Genomic DNA, 13,420 nt, shown 5'->3' with positions numbered 1-13,420 from the left:
TCGATGCGAAAGAGTCGTTGTTGCCGGTCGTGATGCCTGCGGTGGCCATGGCGGCCTCCCCTGTTTGCGGCCATTGACCTGATGCCTTGACCCGCTCCACACGCTACGGCCTGAGGGATGGAGCGGGCTCGGAGCCAGGACAACTGCCAGGAAGCGGCGCGACCTGTCACGGGCTTTGCGGCTGACCGTGCGGGATCAATCCCGAGGTGCGACGAATCTGACGGCGGCGGCTGCAGTCGTGACGTACTGCTGTCGATTGCTCTCTTGCTCCGCCTGCCGCGCGGCGTCCGCGGCGGCTTCGACGTCCCGGGTCGCGGCCTCGCTGCTGATGCCGATGAGCGCCGAGCTGATGACATCGGCAAGCCCGGCCCGAAGCTCTTCGAGGCTTGTGCCGTGTATCTCAAGCCGGCGATCGCGGATCGTCAGGACGGCCTCGGGGTATCCCGCAACGCTCATCTGCTGACGCAGCGACGTCCCGGTGATCATCTCGATCTCCCGCGGAGTGGGCGCCCGGGTGAACTCGACGGACACGGTGTAGCGCGGAAAAGCCGAGTCGGTTCCGAGCGCGGAAGGCAGTAGGCCGGTCGCGATCCGCGCGAGGCCGAGCTGGGGCTGTTCGTCCGAGGGAACGGAGGCCGAGAGCGGGATCTCCGCGATCAGTGCGTTGATTGCCGCCAGTCGGCGCTGTTCTGACTGCTCGTGGTCTGCGAGATCGCCGGCGGCCGAATGAGCCTGCGTGGCGTCTTCGGCGCTGAGGTGGGCGAGGAGGCCCGCGATGGTAGCTGCCAGACCGCTCGCGAGCTGTTCCAGGCTGGTGTTTGCGATCTCCAGTCTGCGGTCGCTGACCTTGAGGCTGATCTCCGGGAACTGTGCCCTGTCAAGCCAGGAGCGCGCGGCTGCTCCGTTGATTCCCGTGATCTCCCCGGCTGAAGGCCGGCGGTTGAACACGGCTGAGACGATATAGCGCTCGGGCCCATCGCTCGTATGGACGGTGGGGGGAAGGAGGCTGGTGAGAATGTGGCTGAGGCCCAATGCCTCCGGGGCGGCTGGCTGCGACGATGTCGGCGGCCGGGTTGTCTGCATCATCTTCGGAAGCTACGCGCACAACATGTGCTCGCTCACAGGCCATGAGCTCGGTCTAGAGGGTGCCCTCGTCGATGAGGAGCAGGTCGAGGCCGCGATCGTGGATCGAGTCCCGCGCGTTGGTGCGCGAGAGCGGGTCGTCGCTGTGCGCGAGTTCCTGCAGAGTGTCCAGCGCCTCTCCGAGCGCCTCGTCACGGATGCCGGCAGGGTGCAACATTCGCTGCGGATGCAGGTCCACATCTCGCAAGGCCCGCTTGAGCCTGGCCTCATCCGGATCCGGCGCAGAACCTTCCGAGCCCGGCTCGTCATTCATCGTTTGACCATAGCCTCTCGAGGCTCTCGCAGCGTCGACTGTTTTTGCTCCTGCCGCTGCTGCAACGGTGCCGTAGAGTCGCACGATGACAACCCGCTTCCGCAGCACTTCCTTTGTGACCGTCTCGGCGGGTTCTCTTGCCGGTTTCGGCAAAGCGATCAACCGTTTCGGCCCGCGCGAACATGCCGGTCTCACGTTCGGATACACCTCCGTCATCCGGCAGACCACTGGTCCCGAGCGTGGCAAGAACAAAGTCCTCATCGACGCGCTCGGCGAGAGCGGCGATGAGGAACAAGCTCATACCGCCGCCTTAGACACGGTCGTTCGCGCGCTCAAGCATGTCGGGGCCGATCTGGACCAGGCCGTCGTGCAGACCGTGAGCGTCTCGTCGCGGTCGTCAGCGGAGCCGAGCGAGAGAGATGTCGATGGCCGTCTCGTAGTCGACGGGCTCTGAGCGAACGTCGGCCTCATGAGGTCCGGTGACGACATAACGTCCGTTGGGCTGCGGATGGACGACCGCTGACCGACCATCTTCGATGACGAGGTAGAGCCCGTTCTCCGTACGGGTGACCGTCACGATCCGTCCTGCGATGTCGAATTCGCGGGAGTGCCCGAATGGGACGGCGATCTGCGAGCGGATGGCGGTGGTCTTCATCGGGCGTCTCCGTTCGTCGAGCACCCCGCCCGAAATGTGGACGGACGGGATGCCCCCATGGACCGCCCGCGGTCATTCGCTGGACGACAGCACCCTGGCAGCCGCCGCTGTGGGAGAGCGGCTCTCCATCTCGACGTGCGCTCGGGGTGACAGGCGTGACGCTACGCCGGGCGGCTGTGGGGGCTCACATGAAACAGGAGTAGGACTCGAGAGCCGCAGTGCGGCCGGCTCTCAGCTGATGAGCTGCAGGGCTCCGGGCCTGATGGTGATGCTCGCGGAGGTGATCGCGTCGAAGCTGTCACCATCGAGCTCGACCTCTTGGGGGGTGTTGAACGCGACATCGATCCGGCGCGCGCGGCCGTAACGCAATGCGAACGGCTGCCGGACAAGTTGGCGAAGCAGTCTGCCCGTCGTGGTGCGGTGCAGGAAGCGGGACAGCGCGAGACGGATGCCGATCTGCAGCCACGCGCCTTTTCGGCGGGGCCGAAGGATGACGGTATCCAGGATGCCGTCGTCCGGGCGGGCATCCGGGATGAGCAGGATGGGATGAGCAGGATGCCGCCAGTGAGGGTGCCGCAGTTGCCGACGATGACGGTGTGCGCGCGGGTGGAATGGCGCCGCCCGCCATCGAGGCGGTAGTGGATGGCGAGATCCGCGTTGGCGATCACGGACCGTCCAATCGGATCGGCATAGGCGAGCCAGCCCAGATGCTTCTTCAGCCGGGGATTGGTTCCAGCTGCCATGCGCGCGTCCAAACCGATACCCGCCATCACCAGGAACGCGTGGGACGTGACGGTACCGTTCGCGTGCTGCAAAGTGGCATGCCCGACGTCGATCTCGTGTACACCGCCGCCGAACGCGGACTTCACCGCGGCCGGCAGGTCGTCCACCGGCAGGCCGAGCGCCCGCACGAGAAGATTGCCGGTCCCTGCGGCCGCAACCGCGAGCGAGATCCCGCTGCCCGCCAACTGCTCGGCAACCGTGCGAACCGTGCCATCACCCCCGACGACGAGAACAAAAGAGGGACGAGTCGCCTCAGCGTCGGCCACCGCCTGCCTTCCCTCGTCGCTCGAGGCGGTCTCGAACCATGAAGCAGCCTCGAACCCGGCAGTGGATTCCGCTTCTCCGAGAAGAAGACGCAGTCGCCCGACATCGACCTTCGTCGGGTTGTAGACCACCGCCACCCGCGGCGCTCTCGCTGGCATTGGAGAAGGCGCGGGCATCATCTGCGAAGGCTACGTCACGATCACAGCCACGGCGTGCCGGAGACAGAAGAACTGAGACGTCGAGACCGTGTGTCGACGCTTCGAGGACACGTCGGGCGCCGGCTCTCGTCTGCGTGCCGTACACTGAGGCTGCATCGGCAGTACGACATTCCATCGTTGCCGAATTCATTGACGCGACCCGCGCCTGAGGCATCTTGCCGTCCGCACCGTTGTCATCCAATACCGGCGCATCAGTCGCCCCTGATCTTTCCGCGATAACGGACCGACGCAGGTTCAGTCGCGGTCACGAAACGACTTCCCTATCCCTTCACTGCTCTCCGCATCCTCTTCCGTCAGGCTTTCTACCGCCACGCTCGATTGGCGCCAAGCCGACGACGACGTCCACGTGGCCACCCTCGGCCAGGAGTTCGCCGGCTACGCCACAACCGTCCTCGGCGGCTTCGAACTGCGCGACGCGCACGCCCTACCTCTCGGAGTGTTCCCAACACTGACCGCTGCGCAGGAGGCGCTACGCCCAGAGGCGCCGTCTCCACGGCACCTGCTCACTCGTTCGCGGCATCATCACCGCCGCGACATCCCGGATCGCACTCGCGGTCCGAAAACACGAAAGAAAGACGACGACATGGCCACCGGCACCGTCAAATGGTTCAACTCCGACAAGGGCTACGGCTTCATCGCCCCCGACGACGGCACCGCCGACGTCTTCGCCCACTTCTCCGCCATCAGCAGCAGTGGATATCGCAACCTCGAGGAAGGCCAGAAGGTCGAATTCGACACCGAACCCGGACAGAAAGGCCCGCAGGCGGCGAACATCCGTCCGCTCTAAGGCTGCGTCGCGGGCGGCGCCTGCGGGTCTGCCGGACGCGGCGGCGGTCTTGGCTTGGGCGCTGGCTTCGGTGTATCCATCGTGCCTCCTGTCAGAAGGAATCCCGCTCGCTGCATGAGCGGGCGGGATTCCCACCATGAACCGCCCCCGTCATTGTGGGCGTCAACGCGTAAACCGGCCGCCACTGCGCGAGCTGAACCCGCTGGCGCGACGTCTACGCGGACTGCCGACTCTATGGAGACCGGATGTGTGCGCTCACATGAAATGGGCGTAGGACTTGGCGAGGACACATGTTCGGCGCACGCCTGCGGATCATGCGACCACTTTCCGGCAGAGAACAGCCCGGCTCAGGCAGATACTTCGATGCGAGAGCCGGGCTCAGTGCTGCCGATCAGCGCTTCTTAGCGCTCCCCAGCGCATCTACATTCTCGGCGCGAAGCACGCGGGCCTTCTTATCGGCCTTATCGAGCCGCTTCTCCTTCAGCGTCTTCGACGCAGGAGTCTTGCTGCTGCTTTTTCGAGCGGACTTGTCGCCCATCGGTCTGGCCTCCATCGAGAGCCACGGTGACCCTGTGCTGCGAGTGTACGCGCGAACATTGCGGAGCCCATCGGGACCATCGAGGTCGTCCTTGGCATCTCCACGCACGTCGTCGGGAACAAGAGACTGCCGACGGTCGCTCTGGTTCTCCGCAGCCGCTTGAGGATCATGGGCGCCTCCCGCCGGTAGCTCCCTCCGCACGGACGCTGATTTGCTCAGTGCGGAGATCTGCTCTCAGAACCCTGCGTGGAGTGAAGCGTCAGCATTCCTCTTGACCTCACGATCATGCGGCAGAAGGTCGCTCCCTGAAAACGTGGGCGATATCCAGGTCGTGAGTCGACGCGAGAAATGGCCCGCGATCGTCATGAGGCCAACGTCGCGCCGAACACGCGCCTCGGATAGATCCTCTGATCAGGGCAAATATTGGTGGCTCCGACGGGCGTCGATCCCGTGACCTCACGATTTTCAGTCGTGCGCTCTACCAACTGAGCTACAGAGCCGAATCGGCCGATGAACGAATCAGCCGCTTCTGGAAGAAAAGCCCTACCTCTCGATAGGGCTTTTGCACTCCGCGACCCTGACGGGACTTGAACCCGCGACCTCCGCCGTGACAGGGCGGCACGCTAACCAACTGCGCTACAGGGCCATATTCATTTGTCCGGCAATCATGGTGACCCCAACGGGATTCGAACCCGTGCTACCGCCGTGAAAGGGCGGCGTCCTAGGCCACTAAACGATGGGGCCGTCTGCGGCTGCCACCGCATGACTACCGAGGACCAAGCATACGTGAGCGTTCAGCATCGGCCAAATCGGCACGGCCGGTTCGCGACACTCGGGCGTGTTACCCGAGGCGGATGCCTGCGCCGCGGTTACGTTCAATGGCGACATGCTCACCCCGACCCCCTAAGGAGACGCATGGCGATGCGGCTGATCGCGCCTTCCGGTGCAGCGGTGACCGACCCGGCCCGACGCAGGCGGGGCGGTCTTCTGCGGGTGGTCGGCGTGCTCGCGGCATCCCTCGCCCTCGTCATCGCGGGTGCGATCAACGCGCCCGCCCCCGCCCAGGCCGACCAGTACCCGACCTGGGCCGACGTGCAGCACGCGAAGGGGAACCAGGCCGCCGCGCAGGCGAAGGTGAACCAGGTCTCGACGCTGCTGAAGGGGCTCAAGACGAAGTCCGCCCAGGCGCAGCAGGCCGCGAAGACCGCGGGTGAGAAGGTCGCCGACGCGCAGGACGCGCTGTTCGCGGCCGATCAGAAGTATCAGAGCCTCAAGGCGGAGTCCGACAAGCTGACCGCCGATGCTGACACCGCGAGCACCCGGGCCGGCCGGGTGGCCGCTCAGCTCTATCGCTCAGGCGGCAATGATCTGACCTCGTCGCTGCTGTTCGCCAGCTCGAAGGGCAGCGGCACCGACCCGTCGGCGCTGCTCGACAACCTCGGCACCATGACGAAGCTGACCGAGTCGACCTCAGACGTGTGGGCGCAGGCGCAGCAGGCGAAGAACACCGCCCGTGCCGCCGCAGACCAGGCGAAGGCGGCGCTCGACGAGCGCACCCGGCTGCAGCAGCAGGCGCAGGCCGCGCTCGCCGCCGCGCAGCAGGCCCAGATCGCCGCGCAGCAGGCGGTCGAGACGCAGCAGGCGCACAGCGATGAACTGAACGCGATGCTCGCCGCGCTGAAAGACAAGACGAGCAAGACGGTCGCGAGCTATCAGAAGGGCGTGGCGGTCCGCGCCGCCGCCGCCAAGGCCGCGGCCGAGGCGCGCGCCCGCGCGGCCGCAGCCGCCGCCAGCCAGGCGAACGCCCAGGGCTGGGCCGTCCCGGTCGTCGGCCCGATCGCCTCGCCCTTCGGCGCGCGCCCCGCGCCCTGCGCCGGCTGCACCACCTGGCACGAGGGCGACGACATCGCCGCCGCGTTCAACACCCCGATCCACGCGGCGCACTCCGGCACGGTCGTCTTCGCGGGCTGGAACGGCGGCTACGGCAACTTCATCCTGATCGACGACGGCGACGGTATCTCCACCGCCTACGGCCACAACATCGACGGCGGCATCGTCGTCTCGGTCGGGCAGCACGTGACCGCCGGCCAGGTGATCGGGCACGTGGGCTCGACGGGCCACTCGACCGGCCCCCACCTGCACTTCGAGGTGCGCCAGAACGGCGTGCAGATCAACCCGGTGCCCTGGATGGCCCAGCACGGAGCAGCGATATGACCGAACACGACGGCTCGAGCTTCCGCCGGCCCGCGATCACGATCAGCGCGGCGGCGCTCGGCGTGCTCACCGCGGGCGTCGGCATCGTCGCGCACCCCTCGCCGGCTGACGCCGTCGAATACCCCAGCTGGGACGACGTGCAGCACGCCAAGGCGAGCGTGAACGCTCAGAAGGCGATGGTCGACAAGATCAACTCCCTCGTGGCGCACCTGCAGAGCCAGGCGACTGACGCCGGCATCCGCTCTGAGGAAGCGGTCGAGGCCTACAACCAGGCGCAGGCCGACCTCGAGGACGCGACGCAGAAAGCCGCGGAGCTGCAGTCGAAGGCCGACGCCGCGCAGAAGGCGGCCGAGACCTCGACGGTGCGCGCGGGCCTGCTCGCCTCGCACCTGATGCGCACGGCCGGCACCGACGGTTCGATCGGCCTGCTGCTCGAGGGCGGCGACGCCGGCGCCGCCGACAAGCTGCTCTACCAGCTCGGCACGATGAGCCAGCTCACGGCCCAGTCGCGGAAGGTCTACGACCAGGCCGTCGCCGACCGCAACACGGCGCAGTCGCTCGCGGCCCAGGCGAAGGCGGCCCAGAAGGCGAAGAAGAGGGCGGCGGATGACGCGCAGCAGGCGCTGAAGACGGCGCAGGATGCCGCGGCCGCGGCTCAGGCCGCGGTCAGCACCCAGCAGCAGAAGCAGACCGAGCTCACGGCCCAGCTCGCGTCGCTGCAGAACACGTCGACCGCGGTCGCCGCGCAGTACGTCGCCGGCCAGCAGGCGATCGCCCAGCAGAAGGCGGCAGAGGCGGCCGCCGAACGGCAGCGCAAGGCCGCAGCGGCGGCTGCGGCGGCGGCCGCGGCGAAGCCGAAGCCCGCGGCGCCGGCCGCCCCCGCCGCCCCGGCCCAGAACTCGGGCGGAAGCTCGGGCGGCTCGGGGTCTTCTTCCGGCGGATCGTCGGGCGGGTCATCCGCCCCCGCTCCCCAGACGGGGAGCGGCGCACCCAATGCCGCCATCGTGAACCAGGCGATCGCATACGCGCGCGCGCAGATCGGCAAGCCGTACGTCTTCGGCGGCGCCGGCCCGAACTCGTTCGACTGCTCGGGGCTCACGATGATGGCCTACTCGAGCGCGGGCGTCTACATCGGCGGGCACGGCGTGGGCATGCAGTACCGGCAGGCCGCCGCCCTCGGCCAGCTCGTGCCGCGCAGCCAGGCCCAGCCCGGCGACCTCATCTTCTGGGGAACCGCGCCGTACGACCTGTACCACGTGGGGCTCTATATCGGTAACGGCATGATGATCGCCGCCCCGCAGGCCGGCGAGAACGTCAAGCAGCAGCCCGTCTGGGGCGCACCGATCTCGGTCGTCGCGCGCCCGTCGATGGGGCGCTGACATACGACGAACCCCCGGGGATTCCTCCACCGGGGGTTCGTGAGCGGGCTCAGTCGCCCTGCGTCTTCAGGCGCTCGATGGCCTCTTCGACGAGCTTCTCGGCATCGGCCGCCGAGCCCCACTCGTCGACCTTGACCCACTTGCCCGGCTCGAGGTCCTTGTAGTGCTCGAAGAAGTGCTGGATCTCCTTCTTCGTGTACTCGGGAATGTCGTCGACGTCCTGGATGTGGCTCCAGCGCGGGTCCTTGTACTGCACGGCGATGACCTTGTCGTCGCCGCCCGCCTCGTCGCTCATGTGCAGCACGCCCACCGGGCGCACCTTGACCCCGACGCCCGGGAACAGCGGGTAGTCGAGCAGCACGAGCACGTCGAGCGGGTCGCCGTCTTCGCCGAGCGTGTTCTCGAAGAAGCCGTAGTCGGTCGGGTACGTGAAGTTCGTGAAGAGCACGCGGTCGAGGTAGACCCGGCCGGTCTCGTGATCGACCTCGTACTTGTTGCGGCTGCCGCGCGGAATCTCGATGACGGCGTCGTAGCTGTTGGTCATGCCGCTAACTTTAGTCAGTGCCCACAGACGCCGACGCGCGCCGGCCGCGCCTCACGCCCGCCATCGCGGACGTGCGCCGCGCGGTGCGCGGCTCGTTCTCGGGGCTTGCGGATGCCTCGCTGGTGCTCGTCGCGCTGAGCGGGGGCGCCGACTCGCTCGCGCTCGCAGCAGCCACCGCATTCGAGGCGCCGCGGGCGGGCCTGCGGGCCGGCGCCGTCATCGTCGACCACGGGCTGCAGGAGTCCTCAGCCGAGGTCGCCGCGCGCGCAGGCGAGCAGGCGCGCGGGCTCGGCCTCGACCCCGTGGTCGTGACGCGGGTGTCGGTCGAGCAGGGCAGCCCGGCGGGGCCCGAGGCGGCGGCGCGCGCGGCACGCTACGCGGCGCTCCAGGCTGCGGCATCCGATCATCACGCCGCCGCGGTGCTGCTCGCGCACACGCTCGACGACCAGGCCGAAACGGTGCTTCTCGGGCTCGCGCGCGGTTCAGGCGCGGGCAGCCTGCAGGGAATGGCGGCCGAGGCGGGGCTGTATCGGCGGCCGCTGCTCGGCATCCGTCGGGCGGCGACGCGCGCGTTCTGCGCGGACTCGCGCCTGACCCCGTGGGACGATCCGCACAACCTCGACCTCTCTTATGCGCGCGTGCGCGTGCGCGAGCGCGTGCTGCCCGTGCTCGAGAGCGAGCTCGGGCCGGGCGTCGCCGAGGCTCTCGCGCGGACCGCCGAGCAGCTGCGTGAGGACAACGACGCGTTCCAGCAGATGATCGACGAGGTCATCGAAGACATCGTCGAGCACGTCGAGGCGGGCATCGGCATCGCGGTCAGCGCGCTCGAGGCGAACCCGCCGGCGCTGCGCGGGCGGATCGTGCGGTTCGTCGCGCAGTCCGAGTTCGGGGTGGCGCTCACCCGCGTGCACGTGCAGGCGGTGCTGCGGCTCGTGACCGACTGGCGCGGGCAGCAGCCGCTCGACCTTCCCGGCTTCACCGCCGCGCGCGAGGGGCGGCTGCTCGTGCTGCGGTCGACTCGCTGAGGCATCCGGCGCCCTCGAACAGCAAATAGGCTTTTCGCATGCTGCCGGAAGACGTCGAATCCGACCTGTCCCGAGTCCTCTACTCAGAAGCCGAGATCAAGGACAAGCTTCGTGAGCTCGCCCGCCAGATCGAGGCGGACTACGAGGGGCGCGACCTGCTGCTCATCGCCGTGCTCAAGGGCGCGGTCATGGTGATGGCCGATCTCGCCCGCGAGCTCCACCGAGACGTCGAGATCGACTTCATGGCGGTGTCGTCCTACGGCGCGAGCACCCACTCGAGCGGTGTCGTGCGCATCGTGAAGGACCTCGACATCGATCTCGCCGGCCGCAACGTGCTCATCGTCGAGGACATCATCGACTCGGGCCTCACCCTCGACTGGCTGCGCCACAACCTGCAGTCGCGCAACCCTGCGTCGCTCGAGATCTGCGCGCTGCTGCGCAAGCCGACAGCGGCCAAGGTCGACATCGACGCGAAGTACCTCGGTTTCGACATCCCCAACGAGTTCGTCGTCGGCTACGGCCTCGACTACGCCGAGCGCTATCGCAACCTGCGCTCGATCGGAATCCTCGCCCCGCACGTCTACAGCTGAGGTCCCTGATCGGCTGCTCGGGGCTCGCGCTGGTCGACTCGGCGAAGCCGAATGGAGACCCGAGATTCTTCGACAGCACAGGCTGTTCGTGGCGTCAGTACTCCACCGATCGGGGAAGCCGCGGGCCAGGCATCCGCCGTGCTCGGTCACTGTGGACGCATGCCGTTCGTCTATATGCTCAGATGCTCCGACGGGAGCTACTACGTCGGGTCGACTCGGAACCTCGACGACCGCATGACGCAGCACTCATCTGGCTCCATTCGGCTTCGCCGAGTCGCACTGCGGTGACACATAGAACGCCTGCGGCGAACAGGGAGGTGCCGCCCAGATGTCAGGGCGTAACCTCGTAGCACCATGAATCTCAAGAAGCTCTTCCGTGGGCCGATTCCTTATATCGTTCTCGCGGGCATCATCGTGTGGATCGGCATGAGTGTTTTCACCATGTCCGGTTTCAAGGAGATCACCACGCAGAAGGGCCTTGAGCTGCTTGCCGACGGCAAGGTCCAGTCGGCGCAGATCATCGACGGCAATCAGCGCGTCGACCTCGTTCTGAACCAGCCCGACGGCGACAACGGCGACCACGTGCAGTTCTATTACGTGAACCAGCGTGGTGCCGACGTGGTGAAGGCTGTCGACAACGCCGACCTCTCGAAGGGCTTCGACGACAAGGTTCCGCAGCCCAGCATCTGGGGCTCGGTGCTCGGCTTCCTGATTCCCGTGCTCGCCATCGGCGCGCTGTTCTGGTTCATGCTCGCGGGCATGCAGGGCGGCGGAAACAAGGTCATGCAGTTCGGCAAGAGCCGCGCGAAGCTCGTCTCGAAGGAGAGCCCGAAGGTCACCTTCGACGACGTCGCCGGCGCCGACGAGGCCATCGAAGAGCTGCAGGAGATCAAGGACTTCCTCAAGGAGCCGGCCAAGTTCCAGGCCGTCGGCGCCCGCATCCCCAAGGGCGTCCTGCTCTACGGCCCCCCTGGAACCGGCAAGACCCTGCTGGCCCGCGCCGTCGCGGGCGAGGCGGGCGTGCCGTTCTACTCCATCTCGGGTTCCGACTTCGTCGAGATGTTCGTCGGTGTCGGCGCGAGCCGCGTGCGCGACCTGTTCGACCAGGCCAAGCAGAACGCGCCGTCGATCATCTTCGTCGACGAGATCGACGCCGTCGGCCGCCACCGCGGCGCGGGCCTCGGCGGTGGCCACGACGAGCGCGAACAGACGCTGAACCAGCTGCTCGTCGAGATGGACGGCTTCGACGTCAAGACGAACGTCATCCTCATCGCGGCGACCAACCGCCCCGACATCCTCGACCCCGCTCTGCTGCGCCCCGGCCGCTTCGACCGCCAGATCGGCGTGGACGCGCCCGACCTTCTCGGCCGCAAGCGCATCCTTGAGGTGCACGGCCGCGGCAAGCCGCTCGCGAAGTCGGTCGACCTCGAGGTCGTTGCCCGCAAGACGCCCGGCTTCACCGGTGCCGACCTCGCCAACGTGCTGAACGAGGCCGCGCTGCTCACCGCCCGCTCGAACGCGCAGCTGATCGACAACCGCGCCCTCGACGAGGCGATCGACCGCGTCGTCGCCGGCCCGCAGCGCCGCACCCGCGTCATGAAGGACAAGGAGAAGCTCATCACGGCGTACCACGAGGGCGGCCACGCCCTCGCCGCCGCCGCGATGCGCCACACCGACCCGGTGACGAAGATCACGATCCTGCCGCGCGGCCGGGCGCTGGGCTACACGATGGTGCTGCCCCTCGAAGACAAGTACTCGGTGACCCGCGAGGAGCTGCTCGACCAGCTCGCCTACGCCATGGGCGGCCGCGTCGCTGAGGAGATCGTCTTCCACGACCCCACGTCGGGTGCCGCGAACGACATCGAGAAGGCCACGGGCATCGCCCGCCAGATGGTCACCGACTACGGCATGAGCGCCGACATCGGCTCGGTGAAGCTCGGCCAGTCCTCCGGCGAGATGTTCCTCGGCCGCGACATGGGCCACCAGCGCGACTACTCAGAGAACATCGCGCAGAAGGTCGATGCCGAGGTGCGCGCCCTCATCGAGAAGGCACACGACGAGGCGTACCAGGTGCTCAACGAGAACCGCGAGATCCTCGACCGGCTGGCCGCCGAGCTCCTCGAGAAAGAGACCCTCGACCACAACCAGATCGCCGAGATCTTCGCCGACGTGAAGAAGCTGCCCGAGCGCCCGCAGTGGGTGTCGAGCCCGAACCGGCCGCTGCCGAACATCCCCCCGATCGAGATGCCGACCCCCAAGGCTCCCATCGACCCGGGTGTGACCGACGGCGGAATCGACAGCAGCTCGCGGCCCCGCCGCAGCCCCGGAATCAACCCGCGCCCCGCGACCGCGTAAGGCAGCGGCGTGAGCGGCATTGACCGTGCGCGCGTCGAGGCGGCCGTCACCGAGCTGCTCGCTGCGATCGGCGAGGACACCGCGCGACCCGGGCTGAGCGAGACGCCCGCCCGGGTCGCGGATGCCTATGCCGAGTTCTTCGCCGGCCTCGGCGCCGACCCGCTCGAGCCGTTGCGCGAGACGATCCCCGTCGGCGACGTCGAGCCCGAGCTCGTCATCGTGCGCGACCTCGAGTTCCGCTCGGTGTGCGAGCACCACCTGCTGCCGTTCCTCGGCCGTGCCCACCTCGCGTACCTGCCCGCGCAGAAGGTCGTCGGCCTCGGGCGGCTGCCGCAGCTCGTCAACGTGCTCGCGGCGCGCCCCCAGCTGCAGGAACGGCTCACCGAGCAGATCGCCGACAGTCTCGTCGAGGGCCTCGACCCTCGCGGCGTCGTCGTCGTGCTCGATGCGCAGCACCAGTGCGTCACGACCCGCGGTGCGCGGCAGGTGCACTCCTCGACCGTGACCGTCGCGAGCCGCGGCGAGCTCGACGACCCCGTGCGCCGCGCCGAGGTCATCACGCTGATCGGGGGTCTCCATTCGGCTTCGCCGAGTCGACCCGCGGACGTGTTGCCGAGCGGACCCGCGGATGTTTTGCCGAGTCGACCCGCGGACGTGTTGCCGAGCGGACCC

The 13,420-nt window shown here is 67.9% G+C and carries 13 protein-coding genes, 3 tRNA genes and 1 pseudogene; 9 read left to right on the top strand and 8 right to left on the bottom strand.

The features are described from left to right. Positions 1-195: 195 nt before the first annotated feature. Together ABD716_RS11075 and ABD716_RS11070 are read right to left on the bottom strand one after the other, a co-directional pair. On the bottom strand, positions 196-1,086 hold the full coding sequence (locus ABD716_RS11075; protein ID WP_344776786.1) for a hypothetical protein: 891 nt from the start codon (positions 1,084-1,086) through the stop codon (positions 196-198). A gap of 52 nt (positions 1,087-1,138) precedes the next feature. Continuing rightward, positions 1,139-1,396 carry a hypothetical protein gene (locus ABD716_RS11070; protein WP_344776784.1) on the bottom strand — a complete coding sequence of 86 codons (258 nt, stop codon included), beginning with the start codon at positions 1,394-1,396 and terminating at the stop codon, positions 1,139-1,141. Between the two features lie 85 nt (positions 1,397-1,481). Between ABD716_RS11070 and ABD716_RS11065 the strand changes: the two genes are divergently transcribed. After that, a complete protein-coding gene (locus ABD716_RS11065) occupies positions 1,482-1,850 on the top strand; it encodes a hypothetical protein (RefSeq protein ID WP_344776782.1) in 369 nt (122 codons plus the stop codon). A 362-nt stretch (positions 1,851-2,212) separates the two neighbouring features. Here the strand turns inward: ABD716_RS11065 and ABD716_RS11060 are convergent, their stop codons facing one another. Beyond that, positions 2,213-3,235: a diacylglycerol/lipid kinase family protein gene (locus tag ABD716_RS11060; protein ID WP_344776780.1), complete on the bottom strand. Its 1,023-nt coding sequence runs from the start codon at positions 3,233-3,235 to the stop codon at positions 2,213-2,215. 664 nt (positions 3,236-3,899) lie between these two features. Between ABD716_RS11060 and ABD716_RS11055 the strand changes: the two genes are divergently transcribed. Continuing rightward, positions 3,900-4,103: a cold-shock protein gene (locus tag ABD716_RS11055; protein WP_344777257.1), complete on the top strand. Its 204-nt coding sequence runs from the start codon at positions 3,900-3,902 to the stop codon at positions 4,101-4,103. Between the two features lie 391 nt (positions 4,104-4,494). Here the strand turns inward: ABD716_RS11055 and ABD716_RS11050 are convergent, their stop codons facing one another. The 4 genes from ABD716_RS11050 to ABD716_RS11035 all read right to left on the bottom strand — a co-directional run bounded on the left by ABD716_RS11050 (position 4,495) and on the right by ABD716_RS11035 (position 5,385). After that, positions 4,495-4,641: a hypothetical protein gene (locus ABD716_RS11050; protein WP_344776778.1), complete on the bottom strand. Its 147-nt coding sequence runs from the start codon at positions 4,639-4,641 to the stop codon at positions 4,495-4,497. A 424-nt stretch (positions 4,642-5,065) separates the two neighbouring features. Beyond that, positions 5,066-5,141 (bottom strand) — tRNA-Phe (locus tag ABD716_RS11045). 72 nt (positions 5,142-5,213) lie between these two features. Then, a tRNA-Asp gene (locus ABD716_RS11040) sits at positions 5,214-5,287 on the bottom strand. Between the two features lie 22 nt (positions 5,288-5,309). Continuing rightward, positions 5,310-5,385 (bottom strand) — tRNA-Glu (locus ABD716_RS11035). A gap of 171 nt (positions 5,386-5,556) precedes the next feature. On the opposite strand from ABD716_RS11035, the gene ABD716_RS11030 reads away from it, so the two are divergent. Continuing rightward, entirely contained in the window at positions 5,557-6,855 is a 1,299-nt protein-coding gene (locus ABD716_RS11030; RefSeq protein WP_344776776.1) for a peptidoglycan DD-metalloendopeptidase family protein, read from the top strand. Further along, complete coding sequence (locus ABD716_RS11025) at positions 6,852-8,234, top strand: C40 family peptidase (protein ID WP_344776774.1); 1,383 nt, start codon at positions 6,852-6,854, stop codon at positions 8,232-8,234. The genes ABD716_RS11030 and ABD716_RS11025 overlap by 4 nt, the downstream gene beginning before the upstream one ends. Before the next feature lie 49 nt (positions 8,235-8,283). Here ABD716_RS11025 and ppa read toward each other — a convergent pair whose 3' ends face one another. Continuing rightward, positions 8,284-8,778: an inorganic diphosphatase gene (ppa, locus tag ABD716_RS11020; protein ID WP_344776772.1), complete on the bottom strand. Its 495-nt coding sequence runs from the start codon at positions 8,776-8,778 to the stop codon at positions 8,284-8,286. 17 nt (positions 8,779-8,795) lie between these two features. Here ppa and tilS point away from each other — a divergent pair, with 17 nt between their 5' ends. The 5 genes and pseudogenes from tilS to folE all read left to right on the top strand — a co-directional run. Next, positions 8,796-9,803 (top strand): tRNA lysidine(34) synthetase TilS, encoded by a 1,008-nt coding sequence (gene tilS, locus ABD716_RS11015; protein WP_344776770.1) that lies wholly within the window; start codon positions 8,796-8,798, stop codon positions 9,801-9,803. A gap of 38 nt (positions 9,804-9,841) precedes the next feature. Then, positions 9,842-10,393, top strand: coding sequence for a hypoxanthine phosphoribosyltransferase (gene hpt, locus ABD716_RS11010; protein ID WP_344776768.1), 552 nt, complete (start codon positions 9,842-9,844; stop codon positions 10,391-10,393). Positions 10,394-10,444: 51 nt separating this feature from the next. Next, on the top strand, positions 10,445-10,681 hold the full coding sequence (locus ABD716_RS11005; protein WP_344776766.1) for a GIY-YIG nuclease family protein: 237 nt from the start codon (positions 10,445-10,447) through the stop codon (positions 10,679-10,681). A 66-nt stretch (positions 10,682-10,747) separates the two neighbouring features. Next, complete coding sequence (gene ftsH / locus ABD716_RS11000) at positions 10,748-12,748, top strand: ATP-dependent zinc metalloprotease FtsH (RefSeq protein ID WP_344776763.1); 2,001 nt, start codon at positions 10,748-10,750, stop codon at positions 12,746-12,748. A gap of 9 nt (positions 12,749-12,757) precedes the next feature. Continuing rightward, positions 12,758-13,318, top strand: a pseudogene (gene folE / locus ABD716_RS10995) (GTP cyclohydrolase I FolE); the annotation flags it as partial. Positions 13,319-13,420 lie beyond the last annotated feature (102 nt).

It is taken from the genome of Gryllotalpicola kribbensis (assembly GCF_039538245.1).
Lineage (GTDB): Bacteria > Actinomycetota > Actinomycetes > Actinomycetales > Microbacteriaceae > Gryllotalpicola > Gryllotalpicola kribbensis.
This window is presented reverse-complemented; position numbering and strand designations above follow the sequence as displayed.

Bases quoted from the DNA above. Each gene is read 5' to 3' on its own strand.
- ABD716_RS11075 (WP_344776786.1), bottom strand. From the start codon at position 1,086: ATGATGCAGACAACCCGGCCGCCGACATCGTCGCAGCCAGCCGCCCCG.
- ABD716_RS11070 (WP_344776784.1), bottom strand. From the start codon at position 1,396: ATGAATGACGAGCCGGGCTCGGAAGGTTCTGCGCCGGATCCGGATGAG.
- ABD716_RS11065 (WP_344776782.1), top strand. From the start codon at position 1,482: ATGACAACCCGCTTCCGCAGCACTTCCTTTGTGACCGTCTCGGCGGGT.
- ABD716_RS11055 (WP_344777257.1), top strand. From the start codon at position 3,900: ATGGCCACCGGCACCGTCAAATGGTTCAACTCCGACAAGGGCTACGGC.
- ABD716_RS11050 (WP_344776778.1), bottom strand. From the start codon at position 4,641: ATGGGCGACAAGTCCGCTCGAAAAAGCAGCAGCAAGACTCCTGCGTCG.
- ABD716_RS11030 (WP_344776776.1), top strand. From the start codon at position 5,557: ATGGCGATGCGGCTGATCGCGCCTTCCGGTGCAGCGGTGACCGACCCG.
- ABD716_RS11025 (WP_344776774.1), top strand. From the start codon at position 6,852: ATGACCGAACACGACGGCTCGAGCTTCCGCCGGCCCGCGATCACGATC.
- ppa (WP_344776772.1), bottom strand. From the start codon at position 8,778: ATGACCAACAGCTACGACGCCGTCATCGAGATTCCGCGCGGCAGCCGC.
- hpt (WP_344776768.1), top strand. From the start codon at position 9,842: ATGCTGCCGGAAGACGTCGAATCCGACCTGTCCCGAGTCCTCTACTCA.
- ABD716_RS11005 (WP_344776766.1), top strand. From the start codon at position 10,445: ATGGAGACCCGAGATTCTTCGACAGCACAGGCTGTTCGTGGCGTCAGT.
- ftsH (WP_344776763.1), top strand. From the start codon at position 10,748: ATGAATCTCAAGAAGCTCTTCCGTGGGCCGATTCCTTATATCGTTCTC.